The organism is Pseudomonas sp. VA159-2 (assembly GCF_024126635.1).
Taxonomy (GTDB): domain Bacteria; phylum Pseudomonadota; class Gammaproteobacteria; order Pseudomonadales; family Pseudomonadaceae; genus Aquipseudomonas; species Aquipseudomonas muyukensis.
Genome location: NZ_JAMYBV010000002.1, coordinates 92,797 through 113,401, shown reverse-complemented (window position 1 = coordinate 113,401; position 20,605 = coordinate 92,797). Strand labels below are relative to the sequence as shown.

The window sequence follows — 20,605 nt, the reverse complement described above, 5'->3', positions numbered from 1 at the left end:
GCCCAATGCCAACGGCGGGCGCACGTTCTGCAAGCCTGGATACCCCGCAATGACCCTGCTTTACCTGAAACTGCTGGTCACCCCGCTGCTGATGTGGGCCATCTCCCTCGCCGCGCGCCGCTGGGGCAGCCTGCTGGGCGGCCTGCTGTCCGGCCTGCCGATCACCTCGGGGTTGGTGATGACCTTCCTGAGCCTGGAACAGGGCAGCGCATTCGCCCTGAACGCGGTACCCGGCGCGCTGGGCGGCCTGGCGGCGGTGCAGGCCACCTATGCCTTCTACCTGTACGCCACGCGCAAGGTCGAGCTGGCCCCGGCGGTGCTGCTGGCAGTGCTGTTCTACGGGCTGGCGGCCTATGCCTTTACCCATTGGGGCAACCTGTATGTGTCGGTGGCCGTGGCACTGCTGCTGATCGGTGTGCTGATCCGCGCCAGCGGCCGCGAACCCAAGCCCGACACCCTGGCCCGAGCGCGCCACCGTTATTGGGAAATCCCCTTGCGCATGGTGTCCGCCACCACCTTGCTGATGGTCACCACCAGCCTGGCCAGTTGGCTGGGGCCAGCCACCAGCGGCATGCTCGCGCCCATCCCGGTGATTGCCTGGCCGTTGATGGTGTTCGCCCATCTGCAGGCCGGCCGGGCAGGCATGGCGGCGATGGTGCGGGGCAATGCGATTGGCGCGGTGGGGGTGATTGCGTTCTACCTGGCCGTGGCAGCACTGCTCGAGCCGCTGGGGGTTGCCGTGACCATTACCCTGGCGATGCTGCTGGCGGTGCTGTTGACCGTTGCCCTGGCCGCAGCCTTGCGCCGGGCCTGAGGCACCGATTGGCACATGGCGGCGGACACTGCAATCGCGGGGCAAGCCCGTTCCCACGCAAGCCACAGTGAACAGAGTCAACAAAAAAGCCGCTTTCGTTTGCCCGAAAGCGGCTCTTGAAAGGTGCTCACTCCCCTTCGCCCTTCTCGCCCCGCACCACCGGCAACTGCCCATCGATCATCGCCTTGGCCAGCCCGCTGAGGTAGTAGGTGGCGCGCATCAGCGTCTGTGCCTCGCGTGGCTTGACCAGTGCCTGCTGCGTGAGGCCCGTGATCACGCCAAGGATGACCGCGGTCTCCTGCAGTACCTCCCGCGTTGGCAAGCCCGGTATCGCCTGTACCCAGTTGCGAATCGAATGTCGCCCGGCACGTGCCGCCAGGCTGACGATCTTCAATTGCCCCTGGCCTTGCGGCCAATCGTCCTTGTTCACTCGCTGCCCCCCTGTAATACCCGGTAGGAAAATCAAGAGCCCGCCACGCCCAGCGCCTGGAGCCGACCAGGCCAGACCACGCGATCCGTGCGTGATGCTCTGCCCAGTAGCCGGATCGCCCCCTGCCGCTGAAGCGCGACGGGCAAGGCGAGACTAAAGCCCGGACTCACCCCGCCACAATGGCCAAACGGGTGGAAATGGGCCTTTAGGAAATGGCCTACAGCAACACCGGAATGCACGATGTAGGAACGCTACAGCCCTTGCCCGGCGTTCGTATTTCGTACGATGTCAGCAGTAATCGTCAGCTCACCTGGTCTCGATAATCTCGGGAGCCTGCCCTGGTGAGATAGACAGGCAGCATTTCGGTGAAGATTGCTTTGAAAGCGGTCCCCAAGCCCGGCCAAGCGCCGGGCTTTTCGTGACCAGGCACTAACCGTCGCCCTGATTGCAGGGGCGGCCTTGCGTCGCGCAAGGATCGCAAAACGGTCCCGGTAGTTTCAGCCCTGCCCCGCGATTTCATCCATGAAATCGGCAACAAACACCTCAAGCCGCGCATGCCGCTCAGCAGCAAGGCGAGCCCCTTCACCGGTTGTAAAACCTGATGCCAGCCTGAGCAATTTGGTATGGAAGTGCTCGAGCGTATACCTCGCATCTTGGTAATCCCGACCTTGCGCGCTGGGGTTCTGGAAATCATACAGCGCCGCCCCCATTCGCCCGGAAACGTAGAAACACCGGGCAATACCCACAGCACCAATCGCGTCCAGCCGATCACTGTCTTGCAGAATTCTGGCCTCGAGGGTCAAGGGCTCGAAACCTGCCGAGTAGCTGTGGGTCTTGATCGCATGCGCCACTTGCTCGATACGCGGCAAGGGCCAGCCCCTCTCAGCCAGAATCGACGATGCCTTTTGCGCGGACAGCGTCGATGCCTGCCCACGCAACGGCGAGTTCTTTTCCACCGCGACACAATCATGCAGCACAGTCGCTGCGAGCAACACTTCCAGGTCGCCACCTTCCACGCGCTGGATCCGTTGCGCATTGACCCAGACACGATGGATATGGGACAGGTCGTGGGAGCCATCCTCCTGGTCCGTCGGTAAATGCTTGAACAGGTCAGCAGCCAAGTGCTGGAAGGGGGCAAAAGCTTCGGTAGTCATCTTTGCTGCATTCCATTGATCATCCCTGATTACATTGCCTGACACGGACGGCAGAGGTCTGTGCGGGCTGATAGAAGGCAAGGATACAGGCCTGCCAGATTGGCGCCAGAGCCGCCGGCAGTACAGGGAATCATCGTGGGAAAGGACTCGCCCCGCGATGCAGGCGGCACGCGGTCTGGCCCCGTGGCAACTCTCATTGCGGTTACAGGCCCCCTTGGACCGTCACACGGATAAGTCCAAAGGATGATGTCATTCGGACATCAAGCCACGTTACTCTAGGGAGACGGCCAGCGAACAACAAGGAGTGACGCCATGCAGCACATTACCCAGGTCGATAACACTCTCTGGGCACTGATCAGCCGCTTGCAGGGCACGGAGCTGCAAACGCCCTCCAACGCCAGCAATACCCGTTTCAGAATCGCGGCGGTCTACGACAACCACGTACGCGTGGTAACCGGCGCAAACAACAGCTCGATCACCCTGACCCGCGCGGCCTTCCAGCAAACGCTGGATTACCTGGCCAGCAACCGACACTTCGGTGAAGCACACGCTGTGGAGATTCGCTCCAATAAAGCGCCAGATAACGCCGGCCCACTTTGCCACGCCGCTCGACGCCAACCCGATGGCCGTCCAGGCACCGTCGTCATCACCTACATCCTGCCGATACTGGAGCACTGCCAGGCTGTCGCCATTCAGCGAGATGCCAAGCCGACCAGCACCTGGCTGGTGCCTTGAACACCCCCCAACCCGCACGGGGCGCCCGCTCCCTCTTCCCGATACACCGTTCAGAAGGTAAGGACACACGATGGCAACCTCAGGAATCGATTGCGACGACGACTTGTTCACCAGCCTCATCAGCGCCACGCCCGAAGAAGTGGACATCCTGGTGGACATCATCACCGACTTCTCCCGGGGCCGCGCCGGCCTGGATGCAGACATCAAGAAGCAACTGGTACAGGCCAAGCACAGCTCGCGACCCGCGGGCTATACCAAGCAGCAACTCGACCTGCTGGGCCATGAGCTGCAGCAGTTCGGCGGGCATTCGGCAATGAACCTGGCCCGCCGCCTGTTGAAGAAATCGGCGGTGCCCTACGCCGAAATCGTCAATGACGTGTACCAGAAGCTCAATGGCAGCGGCGCAACCAGCGTGGCGGACAAGGAACGCCAGATCGCCCTGGCGCTGTTCGGTGCAGGCTGGCGGGAGCTGCCGGCCAGCGAGCGTTTCGAGCGGGCCACCAGCACCAAGGTGCTGACCGGGCTGTTCAAACTTGAAGAGGCGCTGCCCAAAGGGGCCGCCAGCGTGATCGGCCTTTCCGCCTCGCGCAGCGCGGCACTGTTCACCATGGCGGCGACCACCGGATTGCGCCTGAACCCCTTCGGCGCTGCCTTCACGGCCGGCGTGGGCCTGCATAGCAGCGTGGCTGAAGCCTACCGCGTGACCGTGCCCTTCGTTGCCCAGATGGGCTGGATCCGCCTGCGCCGGGAAACGCCCGCCATGCCCCCGGCCACAGGCCCCGACACCCAGCCAGTGGCCACCACCGACCAGACCACGGCCGACCTGATGATCCAGGACGACCAGGGCGGCACACTGCTCAAGCTCAACGTAGTGCAACGCCCGCCCGCAGGTACCCACCGCCCACTACCAACCGACCAGATCAGTGCGCTAAACCCGCTGCTGGCCAATGTGCCCGGCCTGGCCGCCATGGGCGAGCTGGCCAGCGGCAATTACGTGATGTGCAGCCTGCCATTCGAGACACTGACCAAGAACGCCAACGGCGACGGCAGCGTCCGGGCCTTCGTGCGTACCGGCGGCAAGATCAGTGAGCAGGCCAGCCTGTCGCTGCCTGAAGACCTGCAGAACGTGCTGCTCAGTGGCGCGGTGTGGAACGCGGTGTCCTCGGCGGTGGGCCAGAAACACCTGCACGACATCAACGAAAAGCTGAACGCCATCAAGCGTCAACTGGATGCCGTGCAGCACGATCTGGACGAAAAGCAGTGGGAAAAGCTGACCGGGATGTTCGAGTACACCCAAGGCGTGCTCGATCACTATCCGCAAGAAGGCATCGACAGCACTGCCCGCCAGACATTGGAAAATCACCATAGCCAGATCACCTCCCTGGCCCAGTACTTCGCTCGCAAGATGAACGAAGAACTGAAGCGCGCCCAGGCTGTGCAGGCTGACAAGCTGTTCGGTGTGGACAGCACCCGCCAGGCATTGCAGGACAGCCTGACGAAGATGGAAGGCTGGGTCAGCGGTTACCTGCAAACCGCACAATTGCAAGTGGTCAGTAGTGCCTTGCGCTACTTGGCCGAGCCACTGCAACGCTATCGCGCCCAGGCGGCCAAGGCGCTCGAAAGCCTCGGCCAGCTGGAGGAAATCGGCAACCAGAGCCGGAGCATCTACAACTCGCAGATGGAACTGACCAGCTCACGCATGTTCAGCCTGGACGCCTCCCTTAAACAAGGCTTCACGGCGCAACTGGACGCCCTGACCAGCGCATTGACCCAAGGCCCGCGAGACACCCAGCAACTGCAGCAGTCGCTGTTCGATCAAGGGGAGCGTCAGGTACTGCTGCGTTATGAGAACGGGCAAATCGCTGAAGCCCAACTGTTGGAACGGGCGGTCTGAGGGCGAGCATCGTAGCCTTTGGTGTAAGCGAAAGGGAGGTTGGCACAGGCAGGACCGGGGCGCGAGTCGCTGATCGTGTCCCGAGTAACTGAACAAGCCGAAGCAGCTCACATCCTCAGCGACCTCACCATTGGCACACAGGCTCTTCCTTACGAGAAGCATATGAGCATGAGAAAGCGACGGCTAATGGTAAGCGTATGACCAACACACGTTCACATAGCCGACGGGGTGTGGTTTAGCCCGTCGAGTGCATCCAATATTTCCAGTACCCGATCTTTAACGGATATGTCCCCTTCAATCCTTAACACAGCACAAGTAAGCCCAGACAGCCACTCCTGATGCCTGCCCAAGCTCCTTCCAGGGACGCCTCCCTCATCATACTGAGCAGCCCAAGCCAGAAACTCTGGCTTTGCTCGACCGAAGCGCTCTACCTCTCGACGTTCTAATCTTTCTAGCCTGAGCGCAGCAGGAAGATATAGGAACACCACGAGATCAAATTCATTCTCAAGGGGCTGGCCCCAACCCATCACTGATCCGGCAACTATGGCATGGCCATGAGAGCGCATTTCTTGTAGCAAGCGCTCTCCTCGCTGCGTTTTGTCTGCCAGATATTGATATGACGGGCTACTCGGCAGCCACAAAAAATCATCTGCCTCCAAGTGAGGCATGCTAAGTTCCTTTGCTAAAACCTTCGCTAAGGTCGAGGTGCCGGTACCCGCCGCGCCTGTGATCAAAATGTAACGTGCCATCTCGTTTGTCATTTCGCTCTCAGCCACTCTAAAACGAGTTTGCCATCTCCGATAAATTAATAGTACCCCACTGATGCGGCAGTAGATGCTCGATCTCACTGGCTTTCTGCGTCGGTAACCCTGTCAGCACATCCTTAAGATACGCGTACGGATCATGTCCGTTCATGCGTGCCGACTGGATCAGGCTCATGATTGCCGCAGCTCGTTTTCCGCTGCGCAGCGATCCGGCAAACAACCAATTGGAACGCCCAAGCGCCCATGGCCTGATCGTGTCTTCGACAGGATTGTTGTCGATGGGCACAGCACCATCGTCCAGGTAGCGCGTCAGCGCTACCCAGCGTTTCAAGCTGTAATCCAGTGCCTTGGCTGTGGCCGATCCCTCGGGCACAAGCGCGCGTTGAGCCAGCATCCACTCATGCAATTTCTCAGCAATGGGCACCGCCATTTCCTGTCGTAATCGCCTGCGATTTTCATCGCTCATTTCCTTGGCTTGCCGCTCGACTTCGTACAGACCGCCAATCGAGTGCAGTGCCTGCTCTGCCGGTTGGCTCTTGTTTGCCACATGCAGGCCAAAGAACTTGCGGCGGGCATGGGCCATGCAGCCGATTTCGGTGATGCCCAGCTCGAAGCTGGCCTTGTAACCCGCGAAGTCATCGCAGACCAGTTTGCCGTTCCAGGCGCCAAGGAAGTGACGTACATGTTCGCCAGCACGACTGGGGCTGAAGTCGTAGGTCACAGCCTTCAGTGCTGAGAACGGCGTCGTGCAATAAGCCCAGACATACGCGCGGTGCGTTTTCTTCTCGCCGGGGGCCAGCATCTGCACCGGCGTTTCATCGGCATGCACAACTCGCTGCGCCAGTACCGCTTCGCGCAGTGCATCCACCAACGGCTGGAGTTGCACGCCGGTTTGCCCAACCCATTGAGCCAGCGTTGAACGCGGGATCGCCAAGCCGGCACGGCCAAAGATCTTTTCTTGCCGGTACAGCGGCAGGTGATCGGAGAACTTGGCCACCATCACGTGAGCAAGCAGCCCGGCAGTAGGAATGCCCTTGTCGATAACTTGGGCGGGCACCGGTGCCTGAATCAGTGTTTCGCACTGGCGGCAGGCCCACTTTCCATGTACATATTGCTCAACAGCCCCAACAAAACAGGAAAAGAGGTTACCTACGCGCAAGCACGAACAATACTGCAAGATTTTTTACTCGATCACGGCATCAGCTCAACGAGTATAAAAGACACTATCGGAGCGTATAGCCTTGACGCGCAAATTGGGCTTAGCTCTTCCAGTGATGTTACCCGTCAGGCTGAAGAAAGCGTCATGACAAAACCCACAAAAACATCGACGTAAAGAAAGCATGGCGCAACCCACGTGCGGATGATGAGTGCACTATCAACGAAAAGAAAGTTGCTAAGGCGGAGCTTAAGCAATACCTACCAGAAATTTACGTACTGGAATTTCTAAACGCTGGCGGATATTGCGAACACCATCTGCTATGACAAGAATGATAAACTTGTCGGCATTCACTAATATGCGAGGGCACGGAATGTTTCCGTGCCTTTTTTTGGATCCTCAGTTAAGGAGTTCAGCCGAGGTATCCACTCCCACGTAATGCCCCCGTAGTGACCGAGCCCTGATTTCAATTCAAGAGGAGTTCTTCGTGGTCGTCGCGGTTACCACCGCAGAACACCAGATGGGTTACGGGATACTCCATGCCCAGCAAGGCGAGCGATGCCGCAACGTTGTTCGATGCGCTGAGCAAGCCGGTCATGCTCAACAAGAAGTCACAGATAGTGACCAGCGCACAAATCCCCGGTGGGGCAAAAAGGGGGGCAAAAATCTGAAGCCCTTAAAAACCACCAGGCATAAAAAAATCCAGCCACCGTTAAGTGACTGGATTCTTTGGAGTATTTTGGTCGGGACGGAGTGATTCGAACACTCGACCCCTTGCACCCCATGCAAGTGCGCTACCGGGCTGCGCTACGCCCCGACATCATTCTCGGTACCGCTGAGAACGTTGAAGAATTTAACCTAACCTTTTGAATAATGGAAGCTTTTTTTCAAAAAACTTTCCACTCATCGGCTTTGGTCACTTCTTGAGCACCACCAGCACATCCTCCAACTCCGCAATCATCTGCCGAATCAGCTGCTTGTACTGGCTGGACTCATCCTTGACCTCATCACTGGAGAGCCGTAACCGCGCCCCGCCAATGGTAAAGCCTTGGTCATACAGCAAAGCGCGGATCTGGCGGATCATCAGCACGTCTTGGCGCTGATAGTACCGCCGGTTACCACGGCGCTTCACCGGGTTGAGCTGCGGGAATTCCTGCTCCCAGTAGCGCAGCACGTGCGGTTTTACCGCACAGAGCTCGCTGACTTCACCGATGGTGAAGTAGCGTTTGCCCGGGATGGGGGGCAGCTCGTCGTTATGGCTTGGTTCCAGCATAGGCCTCTACCCGGGCTTTCAGCTTCTGCCCTGGACGAAAGGTGACGACGCGGCGCGCGGTGATCGGGATCTCTTCCCCTGTCTTGGGGTTGCGGCCCGGCCGCTGGCGTTTGTCGCGAAGGTCGAAGTTGCCGAAACCGGACAACTTGACCTGCTCGTTATCTTCAAGCGCGTGCCGAATTTCTTCGAAAAACAGCTCGACCAGCTCCTTGGCCTCGCGCTTGTTGAGCCCCAGCTCCTCGTACAGCCTTTCGGCCATCTCAGCTTTCGTCAGAGCACCCATGCCGTTATTTCCTTAACGTGGTGTTCAACCTTTGTTCAAGCGAGGTGAGGATAGTCTGCAGGGTTTCATTCACCTCATCGTCGTTAAGAGTGCGCGATGGATGTTGCCAGGTCAAGCCGACGGCCAGGCTTTTTCTATCAGGATCAATGCCTTTACCCTGGTAGACGTCAAACAGCCTGAGGTCTGTGAGCCATTCGCCTGCATTGTCACGAATTACTTCAAGCACCGCGCTAGAAGCCACATCACGACCGGCGATCAAGGCCAGGTCACGACGGGTTTCCGGGAACTTGGACAGCTCGCTGAACTTCGGCAGGCGGCCTTCCACGACATCGCCGAGCACCAGCTCGAAGACGAATACCGGGCGGTCGAGGCCGAGGGTCTTGGCCAGCTCCGGGTGGATGGCGCCAAGGTAGCCGACTTCCTTGCCGTCGCGCTCGATGCGGGCGGTCTGGCCGGGGTGCAGGGCTGGGTGCTTGCCGGCGACGAAGCTGAAGTCGCTCAGGGCACCCGAGTAGCCCAGCAGGGCTTCCACGTCGGCTTTGACGTCGAAGAAGTCGATGCCGTCGCGACCGTTCGCCCAACCTTCTGGCTGGCGGCTGCCGGTGACGACGCCGGCAATCATCGGCTGCTGCTTGAGGTCACCGAGCTGGCCGACGAAGCGCAGGCCGCTTTCGAACAGGCGCACGCGGTCTTGCTGGCGGTTGAGGTTGTGCTGCATCGCCTTGACCAGGCCCGGCCACAACGAGGCGCGCATGGCGGCCATGTCGTTGGAGATGGGGTTGGCCAGCAGCAGCGGCTCGACGCCTGGGGTGAACAGCTCGAACAGTTTCGGGTCGATGAAGCTGTAGGTGATGGCTTCCTGGTAGCCGCGGGCGACCAGCAGGCGGCGCAGGTTCGGCAGCTCGCCACGGGTCTCCGGGCGGGCTTGCGGGGCCAGGCGGGCCTGCGGGTAACGGACTGGCAGGTTGTTGTAGCCGTACAGGCGGGCCAGCTCTTCGATCAGGTCGACTTCCAGGCTGACGTCGAAGCGGTGGCTTGGGACGGTGACAGTCCACTCCGGCTCTCCATCAGAGCCGCCGTTGGCGCTGGTTTTCAGCTCCAGGGCGTTGAGCAGCTGCTCGACCTGGGCGGCTTGCATTTGCATACCGAGCATCTGGGTGATGCGTTCGTCGCGCAGGGTGATCGGCGCGATGTTCGGCAGGTGCTGCTCGCTCACGGCCTCGACTACGGGGCCTGCTTCGCCGCCGACGATCTCCAGCACCAGGGCGGTGGCGCGCTCCATGGCTTCACGGGCCAGTTGCGAATCGACGCCGCGCTCGTAGCGGTGCGAAGCATCGGTGTGCAGGCCGTAGGAACGGGCCTTGCCAGCAACGGAAATCGGCTCGAAGAAGGCGCTCTCGAGGAACAGGTCGCGGGTCTTCTCGGTGTTGACGCCGCTGTGCTCGCCACCCATCACGCCGGCAATGGCCAGGGCGCGGGTGTGGTCGGCGATCACCAGGGTGTCGGCGCGCAGGGCAACTTCCTGGCCGTCCAGCAGGACGAGCTTTTCGCCCTCCTCGGCCATGCGCACGCGGATGCCGCCGTTGATTTCGGCGAGGTCGAAGGCGTGCATCGGCTGGCCGAGTTCGAGCATCACGTAGTTGGTGATGTCGACGGCGGCGTCGATGCTGCGCACGTCGCTGCGGCGCAGGCGCTCGACCATCCACAGCGGGGTCGGCTTGCTCAGGTCGACGTTGCGGATCACGCGGCCCAGGTAGCGTGGGCAGGCGGCCGGGGCGCTGACTTCGACCGGGCGCACTTCGTCGTGGGCAGCCGGTACGGCTGACACCGTCGGGCGGATGACCGGTACGTCGTACAAGGCGCTGACGTCACGGGCCAGGCCGGCGATGGACAGGCAGTCACCGCGGTTCGGGGTCAGGCCGATCTCGATGCTGGCGTCGTCCAGGTTCAGGTACTGACGGATGTCCTGGCCAACCGGGGCGTCGGCCGCCAGTTCCAGCAGGCCGTCGTTCTCTTCGCTGATCTGCAGTTCAGCCGCCGAGCAGAGCATGCCGAACGATTCGACACCGCGCAGCTTGGCCTTCTTGATCTTGAAGTCGCCCGGCAGCTCGGCGCCGATCATGGCGAACGGGATCTTGATGCCTGGACGGGCATTCGGGGCGCCGCAGACCACCTGGAAGGTTTCCGCGCCGTTGCTCACCTGGCACACGCGCAGCTTGTCGGCGTCCGGGTGTTGTTCGGTGGTAAGGATCTCGCCCACCACGATGCCGCTGAACTGGCCGGCAGCGGGGGTCACGCTGTCGACTTCGAGGCCGGCCATGGACAGGCGGGCGACCAGTTCGTCACGGGAGACTTGCGGGTTTACCCAACCGCGCAGCCACTGTTCACTGAATTTCATGCTGTTCTCCTGAAAGTTGCGTCGATTGGGCCTAGCGGAATTGAGCCAAGAACCGCAGGTCGTTGTCGAAGAACAGACGCAAATCGTTGACGCCATAGCGCAGCATGGCCAGGCGCTCGGCGCCCATGCCGAAGGCGAAGCCCTGGAACTCTTCCGGGTCGATGCCGGACATGCGCAGCACGTTCGGGTGGACCATGCCGCAGCCCATCACTTCCAGCCAGCCGGTCTGCTTGCACACGCGGCAGCCCTTGCCGGAACACATCACGCACTGGATGTCGACTTCGGCGGAAGGCTCGGTGAAGGGGAAGAACGACGGGCGGAAGCGCACAGCCAGTTCTTTCTCGAAGAACACCCGCAGGAACTCCTCGATGGTGCCCTTGAGGTCGGCGAAGTTGATGCCGCGGTCGATCAGCAGGCCTTCGACCTGGTGGAACATCGGCGAGTGGGTGATATCCGAGTCGCAGCGGTATACACGGCCCGGGCAGACGATGCGAATCGGCGGCTGGGTGCTTTCCATGGTGCGCACCTGCACCGGCGAGGTGTGGGTGCGCAGCAGCATGTTGGCATTGAAATAGAAAGTGTCGTGCATCGCCCGGGCCGGGTGGTGGCCGGGGATGTTGAGCGCTTCGAAGTTGTGGTAGTCGTCTTCGACCTCGGGGCCTTCGGCGATGCCGTAGCCGATGTGGGTGAAGAACTGCTCGATGCGCTCGAGAGTACGGGTGATCGGGTGCAGCCCGCCGGTGGTCTGGCCACGGCCTGGCAGGGTCACGTCGATGCATTCGGCGGCCAGGCGAGCGTTGAGCTCGGCTTCTTCGAAGACGGCCTTGCGTGCGTTGAGCACGTCGGTGACGCGTTCCTTGGCGTCGTTGATCAGCGCGCCGACCTTGGGGCGCTCCTCGGCTGGCAGGTTGCCCAGGGTCTTCATCACCTGGGTCAGCTCGCCTTTCTTGCCGAGATATTGGACCCGGATCTGTTCCAGGGTAGTGATGTCTTCAGCGCGTTCCACGGCCTCGAGGGCTTGGGCGACCAGCGCGTCCAGGTTTTCCATGTACAGACTCCAGATACGAAAATAGGGGAAGAGCTTTTGAAGGCTCTTCCCCTATCCGATGACGTTTTACACCCGACGGCGCAGGCGCCGCCGGATGATTGTCGTGGGTACTTAAGCCAGTACGGCTTTAGCCTTCTCGACAATCGCAGCAAACGCCGCTTTTTCGTTCACTGCCAGATCAGCCAGAACCTTACGGTCGATTTCGATCGACGCTTTTTTCAGGCCAGCAATCAGACGGCTGTAGGACAGGCCGTTGGTGCGGGCACCGGCGTTGATACGAGCGATCCACAGTGCGCGGAACTGACGCTTCTTCTGGCGACGGTCGCGGTAGGCGTATTGGCCTGCCTTGATGACCGCTTGCTTGGCTACACGGAATACGCGCGAACGTGCACCGTAGTAACCTTTAGCCAGTTTCAGAATTTTTTTGTGACGCTTACGAGCGATAACGCCGCGCTTAACACGAGCCATGAGTAACTTCCTCTATCTTAACCAGAATTAACGAACGCGCAGCATGCGCTCGACTTTTGCCACGTCGGACGGGTGCAGCAAGCTGGCACCGCGCAGTTGACGCTTACGCTTGGTCGACATTTTGGTCAGGATGTGGCTCTTGAAAGCGTGCTTGTGCTTGAAGCCGGAAGCCGTCTTCAGGAAGCGCTTCGCAGCACCGCTCTTGGTTTTCATCTTTGGCATGTTGGAACTCCGCATTCGAATAAAAATTACACAATAATCATCAGGCCTGCCGTGCCCGGGAGATTACTTCTTCTTTTTGGGGGCGATGACCATCATAAGCTGGCGTCCTTCCATCTTCGGATGCTGCTCAACGGTGCCGTATTCCACGAGGTCAGCTTCGACCCGCTTCAACAGCTCCATGCCCAGCTCCTGGTGGGCCATCTCACGGCCGCGGAATCTCAGAGAGATCTTGGCCTTGTCCCCATCGCTAAGGAAACGTACCAGGTTGCGTAGTTTTACCTGGTAATCCCCTTCTTCCGTCCCTGGACGAAACTTGATTTCTTTGATCTGGATCTGCTTCTGGTTCTTCTTGGCTTCGTTGGCCTGCTTCTTCTTCTCGAAGAGGTGCTTGCCGTAGTCCATCACCTTGCAGACGGGCGGTTGCGCGTCTGCAGAGATTTCCACCAGATCCAGCTTCGCTTCATCAGCGATACGCAGCGCTTCATCAATCGAGACGATGCCAATCTGCTCGCCGTCAGCACCAATTAACCGAACCTCGCGTGCCGAGATATTCTCGTTGATCGGGGCTTTCGGTGCAGTTCGTTTATCGTTTCTCATTTCACGCTTAATAATCTTTACTCCGATTCTTGGCGACCACGCCGGGAAACCGCTTGCGACAGCAGCTCAGTGAATTGCGCGACGGGCATCGAGCCCAGGTCTGCGCCTTCACGGGTGCGCACAGCGACGGTTTGCGTTTCGACTTCGCGATCCCCTATAACCAAAAGGTAAGGGACCCGCAGCAACGTATGCTCGCGGATTTTAAAGCCGATCTTCTCATTTCTCAAGTCCGACTTGGCACGGAATCCGCTACCATTCAGGGCTTTTTCCACCTCGAGGGCGAAATCGGCCTGCTTGTCGGTGATGTTCATGATCACCGCCTGGGTCGGCGCGAGCCAGGCCGGGAACACACCAGCGTAGTGCTCGATGAGCATGCCGATGAAGCGCTCGAACGAACCGAGGATGGCGCGGTGCAGCATTACCGGGCGAACACGGCTGTTATCTTCGGCGATATAGCTGGCATCCAGACGCTCTGGAAGGTTCGGGTCGTACTGCAAGGTACCGCACTGCCAGTTACGACCGAGGCAATCGCGCAGGGTGAACTCGATCTTCGGACCGTAGAACGCGCCCTCGCCCGGCTGGTATTCCCACTCCAGGCCCGAGTCGTTCAGGGCATCGGCCAGGGCGCCTTCGGCGCGATCCCACAGCTCTTCGGAACCCACGCGCTTGGCCGGACGGGTCGACAGCTTCATGGCGACGTCGGTGAAACCGAAGTCCTTGTAGACGTCCAGGGTCAGCTTGATGAAGTCGGCGGCTTCCTTCTTCACCTGGTCTTCGGTGCAGAAGATGTGCGCATCGTCCTGCACGAAGCCACGCACGCGCATGATGCCATGCAGAGCGCCGGACGGCTCGTTGCGGTGGCAGGCACCGAATTCGGCCAGGCGCAGCGGCAGGTCGCGGTAGGACTTGAGGCCCTGGTTGAACACCTGCACGTGGCAAGGGCAGTTCATCGGCTTCACCGCGTAGTCGCGGCTTTCCGAGGCGGTGGTGAACATGTTCTCGGCGTAGTTGGTCCAGTGGCCGGAACGCTCCCAGAGAATACGATCGACCACCTGCGGGGTCTTGATCTCCTGGTAGCCGTTCTCGCGCTGCACTTTACGCATGTACTGCTCGAGCACCTGGTACACGGTCCAGCCATTGGCGTGCCAGAACACCATGCCCGGCGCTTCTTCCTGCAGGTGGAACAGGTCGAGCTGCTTGCCGATCTTGCGGTGGTCGCGTTTTTCGGCTTCTTCGATGCGCTGGATGTACGCCGCCAGCTGCTTCTTGTCGGCCCAGGCGGTGCCGTACACGCGCTGCAGCTGCTCGTTCTTGGCATCGCCGCGCCAGTAGGCGCCGCTGAGCTTGGTCAGCTTGAACGCCTTGAGGAAGCGGGTGTTCGGCACGTGCGGGCCACGGCACATGTCGACGTATTCTTCGTGGTAGTACAGGCCCATGGCCTGCTCGTCGGGCATGTCCTCGACCAGGCGCAGCTTGTAGTCTTCGCCACGCTGGGTGAACACGTCGATGACCTCGGCGCGCGGGGTCATCTTCTTGACGACATCGTAGTCCTTCTCGATCAGCTGCTGCATGCGCTTTTCGATGGCGGCGAGGTCCTCGGGGGTGAAAGGACGCTCGTAGGCGATGTCGTAGTAGAAACCTTCGTCGATCACCGGACCGATCACCATCTTGGCGGTCGGGTACAGCTGCTTCACGGCGTGGCCGATCAGGTGGGCGCACGAGTGACGGATGATCTCCAGTCCCTCTTCATCTTTAGGGGTGATGATCTGCAGGGTGGCGTCGTGGTCGATCTTGTCGCAGGCATCGACGAGCTTGCCGTCGACCTTGCCGGCCAGGGTGGCCTTGGCCAGGCCGGCGCCAATGGATGCGGCGACTTCGGCTACGGATACCGGCTGGTCGAACGTGCGTTGACTGCCATCGGGAAGAGTAATAACGGGCATGGCGCCTCCTCTCCTAGTGGTGACCCCTACCAAAGGTCACGTGGGTTGGGATGAGCCAGTACAAGATCCGCCCTGCCTTTCCCGCGGGAAAGCCTGCCTCACAGTGGCAGAGACCTTTCGGCCTGCCAGGGTCGAACCAGAGTGACTGGAAGGTAAACGCTGCAAGCCGCAAGTGGCGAGCTGCAAGCCGGGCATGCTAGCACGCAGGTTGTGCGGCTCGCAGAAATATTTGGAAATTGCGCTTTGGCGGTGAACTCTTACGGAAAATTTCCTATCAGACCTTCTGAAGCAACCTACTCTTGATGAGACCTTTAACCAAGGAGTGTCCGGTTATGCGATTTCAGTCTCTTCTGGCCGCCTGTGCCGTGAGCGCCCTGCTGCTGCCTCTGGCGGCCAACGCAGGCAACTTCCCCGCAGGCAAAGAAGCCGCCTACATGGCGCAATGCCAACAAGTGGCGAGCGGCCAGGGCGTAGACGCGGCAACGGCGAAAAAGCACTGCGAGTGCGGCGCCCAGGCCATCAAAAAGAATTTCACCGACAAGGAGATCGAGGACCTCGACAGCAAGGATGGCGTCGACGCCAAGCTGATGCAGAAGGCCCAGACCGCTGTTCAGGCCGCCTGCAAGCCGAAGTAACAGGGGCGCGCAGGCCCTGGATAGGCATCTTTTGCCCTGGATCAACATCCTGCGAAGGTAAAAGGCGCTAGATTCGTAGAAATGCACTATGATGTTGCCGGTGCTCCTGTAGCCTCGGCAACGTTGCACCCCGATAAAAAATCATGTTTCTGGAGATTCACCTCATGTCCAATCGCCAAACCGGCACCGTCAAATGGTTCAATGATGAAAAAGGCTACGGCTTCATCACCCCAGCAGGCGGCGGCGACGACCTGTTCGTACACTTCAAGGCCATCGAATCCGACGGCTTCAAGAGCCTGAAAGAAGGCCAGACCGTCTCCTTCGTTGCCGAGAAAGGCCAGAAGGGCATGCAGGCTGCACAGGTTCGTCCGGAGTAATTTCGGATAGCTGTAAAAAACCCGCCACTTGTGGCGGGTTTTTTATTGGCTGCCAGAATCACCCAGCACCTTTGTAGGAGCGGCCTTGCATCGCGAAAGGGCCGCAAAAGCGGCCCCGGCGATCTGTGTTGTGGCAACGAACCTGGGGCTGCTGCGCGCCCCTATCGCGACACAAGGCCGCGCCTGCAAGGGGCCAATTCTGGGCTTGGATCAGCCGCAGTTGACGCGGGTGACCACACCCTTGTCGTCGACGTTCAGGTTGAGGCGCTCGGAGCGGTATTCCAGGGTGATCACATCGTGCGGCGTGAGGATGCGCGCCATCTGCGAGCCGCTGGCCTTGCGCGCCTGCTCCAGCAGCGCAGGGCTGGCCGGCTTGCCGATGGTGAAGTCGGCGCCACTGGCTTCGCAGCGGCCGTGGTTGTCGGCCGGGGCGGCGGGGGCGCTGCTGCCACCCGAAGAGCCGCCAGTGCTGCAACCTGCCAGGACGGAAGCCACCAGCAGGGTCGCCAGGGAAGCGCGGGTACGGAACATGAATCCTCCTAAATCGATCTGGGAACTGCACTATCGGACAGTTCCGCCAACTGTTTGTTGCAAAACCGCACAATTCTGCCTGAGCGCGGTGCTAGACGCGAAACGCAATCGTGACTGGATTTTGCACCGAACCGGCGGTTCGGCCCGGGCCTGCGCTTATGCTTAAGTCGCAGGGCCCCTGCGGCAAAGGCATGATTTACTGCAAGAAGCGGAGCGCGAAACGCCTCCCCTTCGAACGCCAGGACGCGGTATTCGACCTATTCCCCAGGCCCCAGCGAGAACCGCCCCATGAGCAGCCACAGCATCGACGCCGATATCAAGGTCAAGTGGGACGAGGGCCAGAGCGCCTACAGCCCCAGCACCCCCGAAGAACTGATGCTGATCGCCGTCGACCTGCTGGTGCGCGACCGCGGCGGTGAGGCGGCGCGCAGCTTCATCGAGCAGGTGCTCGAGCGCCACGCGCCTCTCGAGGCTATTGCAAGCGGGCCAGGCGCGCGCTGAGCAGGTCGAAGAAGCCCTGGGCATCGCCCTCCTTGATCCACGTCACGTTGGCCGGCTGCTTGAGCACGCCGTACCAGTCGGTCACGGTCTGGCCGAAGGTTGGGCCTTCGCGGCTGTCGACCAGCATATGCACCTGCTTGCCCTTGAACAGCTCGGGCTTGAGCAGGTAGGCGATCACGCTGGCATCGTGCACCGGGCCGCCAGGCATGCCGTAGTTGTCCATGTCGAACTTGATGTAGGCGTTGAGGATATCCACCACCAGCTTGCTGGCCTTGTTGTTCACTGCCGCCAACTGTTCAAGGCGAGCGTCGCTGGTGAGCACCTTGTGGGTCACGTCCAGCGGCAGGTAGGTGAGCTTGACGCCGCTGCCTAGCACCACTTCGGCGGCATGGGGGTCGGCGTAGAGGTTGAACTCCGCCGCCGGGGTGATGTTGCCGCCGTTGAAGTGGGCGCCGCCCATCACCACCACTTCCTTGATACCGTTGGCGATCTCGGGCTTCTGGATCAGCGCCAGGGCCAGGTTGGTCTGCGGGCCGAGCATGGCAATGGTGATGCTGTGGGGCTCGGCGGCGCCCAGGGTGTCGATCAGGTACTGCACCGCGTTGCCTTTGGCCAAGGGTTTCTTCGGCTCGTGCACCTGCACGCCGGTGAGGCCTTCCTCGCCATGCACGTTGGCCGCGTAGATCGGCGTGCGCACCAGCGGGCGCCCTGCCCCGGCATAGACCGGGATCTCTTCGCGACCACCCCACTCACGGGCCAGGCGGGCGTTGCGCGAGGTTTTCTCCAGGCGCACGTTGCCGGCGACAGTGGTGATGGCGCGGATCTTCAGCTCGTCAGGGGAAGCCATGGCCAGCAGCAGCGCCACCACGTCGTCGGCACCGGGGTCGGTGTCGATGATCAGGTCGCGCGGGGCGGCCATGACGGCGGTAGCGGCCAGCGCGGACATGAGCACGGCTCCTTGGAGCAAGGTTTTGAGGGACATTCAGCACTCCTTGTTGCTAGGGTTTCAGGCAAACGGGGCTCCTAAGGCGACCGTACCTGGTTAGAAAGTGACGCCAGCCACCAGCGCGATATTGCTGTAAGGCCGGCACTCACCGGTACGAACCACGGCCCGCGCCTGCCGGCACAGCGCCTTGAAATCGGCATGATTCATCACTTCACGCTGGCCGATCTGGCCACCGGCATGCATCTGTTCGACTTCGATCAGGCCCAGCGGCGCGGCCTGGAACATTTCCTCGGCCAGCACATGCCGCTCCACCTGCATCTCGCTCAGCACCACGCGCAGCACGCTGGTGAAATCCGGGATGCCAGGGGTCAGCGCCAGGTCGATGAGCTCCACGCCAGGCGGCACCGGCAAGCCGGCGTCACCAATCACCAGGATGTCGCCATGCCCCAGGCCGGCGATGGTCCGCGACAGGGCGATATTCAGCAGCGGCGTCTTTTTCATGGCGCCAACTCCTTCAGGTAGGGTATCGACGGTTGCGCGCCAGCACGGGTCACCGACAAGGCGGCGGCGCGTTGGCCGACGATGATCGCCGCCTCCTCTGCCAGTCCACGCGCCAGGCCAGCGGCGAAGCCGCCGACAAAGGTATCCCCGGCCGCCGTGGTATCCAGCGGTTCGACTTTGTCCGTCGGAAAATGCCGCGCCCCGGCTTCATCGACCCGCAACGCCCCCTGGGCGCCGAGGGTGACGATCACCTTGCCCGCGCCCATCTTGCGCAAACGTTCGGCGGCACGCCGGGCGCTGTCCTGGTCGTGGACCTGCAGCCCGGACAGGGCCTCGGCTTCGCTCTCGTTGGGGATCAGGTAATCGATATGGGCGAACCATTGCGCCGGCAATGGGCCGCTGGCCGGCGCCGGATTGAGGATCACCGTCTTGCCCAGCTCACGACCGCGGGCCAGGGTCCAGGCCACGGTGGCGGCAGGCACTTCCAGCTGGCAGATGATCACCTCGGCCTGCTGCAGTAAACCGTCGAAGCGGCGCACCGACTCAGGCCCAAGCAGGCCATTGCCACCAGGGATGATCACGATGGCGTTCTGGCTGGCGGCATCCACCACGATCAGCGCCACGCCGCTGGAAACCCCGTTGCACACGCCGACACCCTGGCAGTCGATGCCCTCCACCTCCAGGGCGCGGCGCAACTGCTGGCCATAGGCATCGTCACCGACATTGCCGACCATCGCCACGCTGGCGCCCAACCGGGCGGCCGCCACCGCCTGGTTGGCGCCCTTGCCGCCCGGCACGGTGAAGAAGCTTTCGCCGGCCAGGGTCTCGCCGCCGCGGGGCAAGCGCTGGGCGCGGGCCACCAGGTCCATGTTGAGGCTGCCGACCACAACCACCTTGGCATTCATGGTTATTCCTTACCGGTAATCGTTGAACAGGTCCGGGCGCGGCCCGGTGGATTCACGCAGCACGATGCGCGGGGCGACGATGCGTTGCTCGGCCTCGCCGCGGCTGGGCGTGCCGATGCGCGACAGCAACAGCCCGGCGGCGCTTTCGCCCAGCTCGCGGATCGACTGGCCGACCGTGGTCAGCGCCGGGTACACGTAGCGGCTCAGCTCGATATCGTCGAAGCCGATCACCGACAGCTCGCCAGGCACATCGATGTTGCGCTCGGCGGCGGCGCGCAGCACGCCGAAGCCGATCATGTCGTTGCTGGCGAAGATCGCCGTGGGCCGTTCGCCATCGAGCAGGCGCGCCGCCGCGGCATGGCCGCCGGGGCTGGTGAAGTCGCTGTGCAGCACATGGCCGGCGGCAATGGGCGCACCCGCCTCGGCCATGGCCCGGCGAAACCCGGCAAGGCGCAGCTGGCTGACGCCGGTATCGACCGGGCCGGCGATGGTGGCGATCTGGCGATGGCCAAGTTCCAGCAGGTGGCGGGTGGCGAGGTAGGCACCCTGCTCATGGTCGATGCGCACCAGGTCGGCGGCCACGCCATCCAGGGCGCGGTCGACGATGACCATTGGCGTGCGCACGCTGCCGAGGCTGGCGAGCAGGTCCTGGTCCTCACCCACCGAGGCGACGATCAAGCCGTCGATGCGTTTTTCCAGCAGCACCCGCAGGTAGCTGCGCTGCTTCTGCGGGTTGTCGTCGGAGTTGCACAGGATCACGCAATAACCATTGCGCTCGCAGGCGTCCTCGATCCCCCGGGCCAGCTCGGCGAAGTACGGGTTGACGCTGTTGGGCACCAGCAGGCCGATGGTGGCGGTGCTGCGCGCCTTCAGCGAGCGAGCCACGGCGCTGGGTACGTAGTCGAGCTCGGCGATCGCCGCCTCGACCTTGAGCCGCACCGGCTCGCTGACCGGGCGGGTCTTGTTCAATACATGGGACACGGTGGTGTAGGAAATACCCGCCAGTGCCGCGACGTCTTTGATGGTAGCCATG

At 61.5% G+C, this 20,605-nt stretch carries 23 protein-coding genes, 1 tRNA gene and 1 pseudogene; 7 read left to right on the top strand and 18 right to left on the bottom strand.

Annotation, left to right across the window (positions count from 1 at the left end; all coding sequences use genetic code 11):
* Positions 1-49 precede the first annotated feature (49 nt).
* On the top strand, positions 50-814 hold the full coding sequence (locus NJG22_RS02475; RefSeq protein WP_217847593.1) for a hypothetical protein: 765 nt from the start codon (positions 50-52) through the stop codon (positions 812-814).
* 127 nt (positions 815-941) lie between these two features.
* Here the strand turns inward: NJG22_RS02475 and NJG22_RS02470 are convergent, their stop codons facing one another.
* Together NJG22_RS02470 and NJG22_RS02465 are read right to left on the bottom strand one after the other, a co-directional pair.
* Positions 942-1,244, bottom strand: a complete 303-nt coding sequence (locus tag NJG22_RS02470; RefSeq protein WP_253092265.1) for a DUF3077 domain-containing protein — start codon at positions 1,242-1,244, stop codon at positions 942-944.
* 497 nt (positions 1,245-1,741) lie between these two features.
* Positions 1,742-2,398 (bottom strand): HD domain-containing protein, encoded by a 657-nt coding sequence (locus tag NJG22_RS02465; RefSeq protein WP_253092263.1) that lies wholly within the window; start codon positions 2,396-2,398, stop codon positions 1,742-1,744.
* A 312-nt stretch (positions 2,399-2,710) separates the two neighbouring features.
* Between NJG22_RS02465 and NJG22_RS02460 the strand changes: the two genes are divergently transcribed.
* The gene (locus tag NJG22_RS02460) at positions 2,711-3,133 is read left to right on the top strand and encodes a hypothetical protein (RefSeq protein WP_253092262.1); all 423 of its coding nucleotides are present in this window, start codon (positions 2,711-2,713) and stop codon (positions 3,131-3,133) included.
* 70 nt (positions 3,134-3,203) lie between these two features.
* Positions 3,204-5,027, top strand: a complete 1,824-nt coding sequence (locus NJG22_RS02455) for a hypothetical protein (protein ID WP_253092260.1) — start codon at positions 3,204-3,206, stop codon at positions 5,025-5,027.
* Positions 5,028-5,239: 212 nt separating this feature from the next.
* Here the strand turns inward: NJG22_RS02455 and NJG22_RS02450 are convergent, their stop codons facing one another.
* Complete coding sequence (locus tag NJG22_RS02450; protein ID WP_253092258.1) at positions 5,240-5,788, bottom strand: AAA family ATPase; 549 nt, start codon at positions 5,786-5,788, stop codon at positions 5,240-5,242.
* 16 nt (positions 5,789-5,804) lie between these two features.
* A pseudogene (locus tag NJG22_RS02445) lies at positions 5,805-6,911 on the bottom strand (IS66 family transposase); the annotation flags it as partial.
* Positions 6,912-7,486: 575 nt separating this feature from the next.
* Here NJG22_RS02445 and NJG22_RS24540 point away from each other — a divergent pair.
* The gene (locus NJG22_RS24540; RefSeq protein WP_290444502.1) at positions 7,487-7,618 is read left to right on the top strand and encodes a hypothetical protein; all 132 of its coding nucleotides are present in this window, start codon (positions 7,487-7,489) and stop codon (positions 7,616-7,618) included.
* 69 nt (positions 7,619-7,687) lie between these two features.
* Here the strand turns inward: NJG22_RS24540 and NJG22_RS02440 are convergent.
* The 9 genes from NJG22_RS02440 to thrS form a co-directional block, all read right to left on the bottom strand.
* Positions 7,688-7,764 (bottom strand) — tRNA-Pro (locus NJG22_RS02440).
* A gap of 99 nt (positions 7,765-7,863) precedes the next feature.
* Entirely contained in the window at positions 7,864-8,220 is a 357-nt protein-coding gene (locus NJG22_RS02435) for a MerR family transcriptional regulator (protein WP_011533210.1), read from the bottom strand.
* Entirely contained in the window at positions 8,201-8,503 is a 303-nt protein-coding gene (gene ihfA, locus NJG22_RS02430; protein WP_009394049.1) for an integration host factor subunit alpha, read from the bottom strand. Before ihfA ends, NJG22_RS02435 begins: the two co-directional genes overlap by 20 nt.
* 4 nt (positions 8,504-8,507) lie before the next feature.
* Complete coding sequence (gene pheT / locus NJG22_RS02425; protein ID WP_253092256.1) at positions 8,508-10,901, bottom strand: phenylalanine--tRNA ligase subunit beta; 2,394 nt, start codon at positions 10,899-10,901, stop codon at positions 8,508-8,510.
* 31 nt (positions 10,902-10,932) lie between these two features.
* Complete coding sequence (pheS, locus tag NJG22_RS02420; protein ID WP_253092254.1) at positions 10,933-11,949, bottom strand: phenylalanine--tRNA ligase subunit alpha; 1,017 nt, start codon at positions 11,947-11,949, stop codon at positions 10,933-10,935.
* Positions 11,950-12,060: 111 nt separating this feature from the next.
* Complete coding sequence (rplT, locus tag NJG22_RS02415; protein WP_003250671.1) at positions 12,061-12,417, bottom strand: 50S ribosomal protein L20; 357 nt, start codon at positions 12,415-12,417, stop codon at positions 12,061-12,063.
* 27 nt (positions 12,418-12,444) lie between these two features.
* Complete coding sequence (gene rpmI, locus NJG22_RS02410; RefSeq protein WP_003250667.1) at positions 12,445-12,639, bottom strand: 50S ribosomal protein L35; 195 nt, start codon at positions 12,637-12,639, stop codon at positions 12,445-12,447.
* Between the two features lie 63 nt (positions 12,640-12,702).
* Entirely contained in the window at positions 12,703-13,236 is a 534-nt protein-coding gene (gene infC, locus NJG22_RS02405) for a translation initiation factor IF-3 (protein ID WP_031314567.1), read from the bottom strand.
* Positions 13,237-13,253: 17 nt separating this feature from the next.
* Positions 13,254-15,176 carry a threonine--tRNA ligase gene (gene thrS / locus NJG22_RS02400; protein ID WP_253092252.1) on the bottom strand — a complete coding sequence of 641 codons (1,923 nt, stop codon included), beginning with the start codon at positions 15,174-15,176 and terminating at the stop codon, positions 13,254-13,256.
* 332 nt (positions 15,177-15,508) lie between these two features.
* Between thrS and NJG22_RS02395 the strand changes: the two genes are divergently transcribed.
* Together NJG22_RS02395 and NJG22_RS02390 are read left to right on the top strand one after the other, a co-directional pair.
* Positions 15,509-15,811: a hypothetical protein gene (locus tag NJG22_RS02395; protein ID WP_253092620.1), complete on the top strand. Its 303-nt coding sequence runs from the start codon at positions 15,509-15,511 to the stop codon at positions 15,809-15,811.
* 164 nt (positions 15,812-15,975) lie between these two features.
* On the top strand, positions 15,976-16,188 hold the full coding sequence (locus tag NJG22_RS02390) for a cold-shock protein (protein WP_253092250.1): 213 nt from the start codon (positions 15,976-15,978) through the stop codon (positions 16,186-16,188).
* A gap of 210 nt (positions 16,189-16,398) precedes the next feature.
* On the opposite strand, the gene NJG22_RS02385 is transcribed toward NJG22_RS02390, so the two are convergent.
* Positions 16,399-16,719, bottom strand: a complete 321-nt coding sequence (locus tag NJG22_RS02385) for an I78 family peptidase inhibitor (protein WP_134693706.1) — start codon at positions 16,717-16,719, stop codon at positions 16,399-16,401.
* 288 nt (positions 16,720-17,007) lie between these two features.
* Here NJG22_RS02385 and NJG22_RS02380 point away from each other — a divergent pair, with 288 nt between their 5' ends.
* Positions 17,008-17,220, top strand: coding sequence for a hypothetical protein (locus NJG22_RS02380; RefSeq protein WP_253092248.1), 213 nt, complete (start codon positions 17,008-17,010; stop codon positions 17,218-17,220).
* Here NJG22_RS02380 and NJG22_RS02375 read toward each other — a convergent pair.
* From NJG22_RS02375 to NJG22_RS02360, 4 genes are read right to left on the bottom strand one after another with little or no spacing between them, the layout of a single operon-like run.
* A complete protein-coding gene (locus NJG22_RS02375; protein ID WP_253092247.1) occupies positions 17,192-18,202 on the bottom strand; it encodes a nucleoside hydrolase in 1,011 nt (336 codons plus the stop codon). The two genes, NJG22_RS02380 and NJG22_RS02375, sit on opposite strands and share 29 nt — an antisense overlap.
* A 60-nt stretch (positions 18,203-18,262) precedes the next feature.
* On the bottom strand, positions 18,263-18,667 hold the full coding sequence (gene rbsD, locus NJG22_RS02370) for a D-ribose pyranase (RefSeq protein ID WP_253092245.1): 405 nt from the start codon (positions 18,665-18,667) through the stop codon (positions 18,263-18,265).
* On the bottom strand, positions 18,664-19,572 hold the full coding sequence (gene rbsK / locus NJG22_RS02365; RefSeq protein WP_253092242.1) for a ribokinase: 909 nt from the start codon (positions 19,570-19,572) through the stop codon (positions 18,664-18,666). Before rbsK ends, rbsD begins: the two co-directional genes overlap by 4 nt.
* Positions 19,573-19,581: 9 nt before the next feature.
* Positions 19,582-20,604, bottom strand: a complete 1,023-nt coding sequence (locus NJG22_RS02360) for a LacI family DNA-binding transcriptional regulator (RefSeq protein WP_253092241.1) — start codon at positions 20,602-20,604, stop codon at positions 19,582-19,584.
* Between the last annotated feature and the right edge of the window lies 1 nt (position 20,605).

Excerpts from the sequence above, each read along its gene's own strand:
- NJG22_RS02475 (WP_217847593.1), top strand. The coding sequence starts at position 50 with ATGACCCTGCTTTACCTGAAACTGCTGGTCACCCCGCTGCTGATGTGG.
- NJG22_RS02465 (WP_253092263.1), bottom strand. The coding sequence starts at position 2,398 with ATGACTACCGAAGCTTTTGCCCCCTTCCAGCACTTGGCTGCTGACCTG.
- NJG22_RS02460 (WP_253092262.1), top strand. The coding sequence starts at position 2,711 with ATGCAGCACATTACCCAGGTCGATAACACTCTCTGGGCACTGATCAGC.
- NJG22_RS02455 (WP_253092260.1), top strand. The coding sequence starts at position 3,204 with ATGGCAACCTCAGGAATCGATTGCGACGACGACTTGTTCACCAGCCTC.
- NJG22_RS02450 (WP_253092258.1), bottom strand. The coding sequence starts at position 5,788 with ATGACAAACGAGATGGCACGTTACATTTTGATCACAGGCGCGGCGGGT.
- NJG22_RS24540 (WP_290444502.1), top strand. The coding sequence starts at position 7,487 with ATGCCCAGCAAGGCGAGCGATGCCGCAACGTTGTTCGATGCGCTGAGC.
- NJG22_RS02435 (WP_011533210.1), bottom strand. The coding sequence starts at position 8,220 with ATGCTGGAACCAAGCCATAACGACGAGCTGCCCCCCATCCCGGGCAAA.
- ihfA (WP_009394049.1), bottom strand. The coding sequence starts at position 8,503 with ATGGGTGCTCTGACGAAAGCTGAGATGGCCGAAAGGCTGTACGAGGAG.
- pheT (WP_253092256.1), bottom strand. The coding sequence starts at position 10,901 with ATGAAATTCAGTGAACAGTGGCTGCGCGGTTGGGTAAACCCGCAAGTC.
- pheS (WP_253092254.1), bottom strand. The coding sequence starts at position 11,949 with ATGGAAAACCTGGACGCGCTGGTCGCCCAAGCCCTCGAGGCCGTGGAA.
- rplT (WP_003250671.1), bottom strand. The coding sequence starts at position 12,417 with ATGGCTCGTGTTAAGCGCGGCGTTATCGCTCGTAAGCGTCACAAAAAA.
- rpmI (WP_003250667.1), bottom strand. The coding sequence starts at position 12,639 with ATGCCAAAGATGAAAACCAAGAGCGGTGCTGCGAAGCGCTTCCTGAAG.
- infC (WP_031314567.1), bottom strand. The coding sequence starts at position 13,236 with ATGAGAAACGATAAACGAACTGCACCGAAAGCCCCGATCAACGAGAAT.
- thrS (WP_253092252.1), bottom strand. The coding sequence starts at position 15,176 with ATGCCCGTTATTACTCTTCCCGATGGCAGTCAACGCACGTTCGACCAG.
- NJG22_RS02395 (WP_253092620.1), top strand. The coding sequence starts at position 15,509 with ATGCGATTTCAGTCTCTTCTGGCCGCCTGTGCCGTGAGCGCCCTGCTG.
- NJG22_RS02390 (WP_253092250.1), top strand. The coding sequence starts at position 15,976 with ATGTCCAATCGCCAAACCGGCACCGTCAAATGGTTCAATGATGAAAAA.
- NJG22_RS02385 (WP_134693706.1), bottom strand. The coding sequence starts at position 16,719 with ATGTTCCGTACCCGCGCTTCCCTGGCGACCCTGCTGGTGGCTTCCGTC.
- NJG22_RS02380 (WP_253092248.1), top strand. The coding sequence starts at position 17,008 with ATGAGCAGCCACAGCATCGACGCCGATATCAAGGTCAAGTGGGACGAG.
- NJG22_RS02375 (WP_253092247.1), bottom strand. The coding sequence starts at position 18,202 with ATGTCCCTCAAAACCTTGCTCCAAGGAGCCGTGCTCATGTCCGCGCTG.
- rbsD (WP_253092245.1), bottom strand. The coding sequence starts at position 18,667 with ATGAAAAAGACGCCGCTGCTGAATATCGCCCTGTCGCGGACCATCGCC.
- rbsK (WP_253092242.1), bottom strand. The coding sequence starts at position 19,572 with ATGAATGCCAAGGTGGTTGTGGTCGGCAGCCTCAACATGGACCTGGTG.
- NJG22_RS02360 (WP_253092241.1), bottom strand. The coding sequence starts at position 20,604 with ATGGCTACCATCAAAGACGTCGCGGCACTGGCGGGTATTTCCTACACC.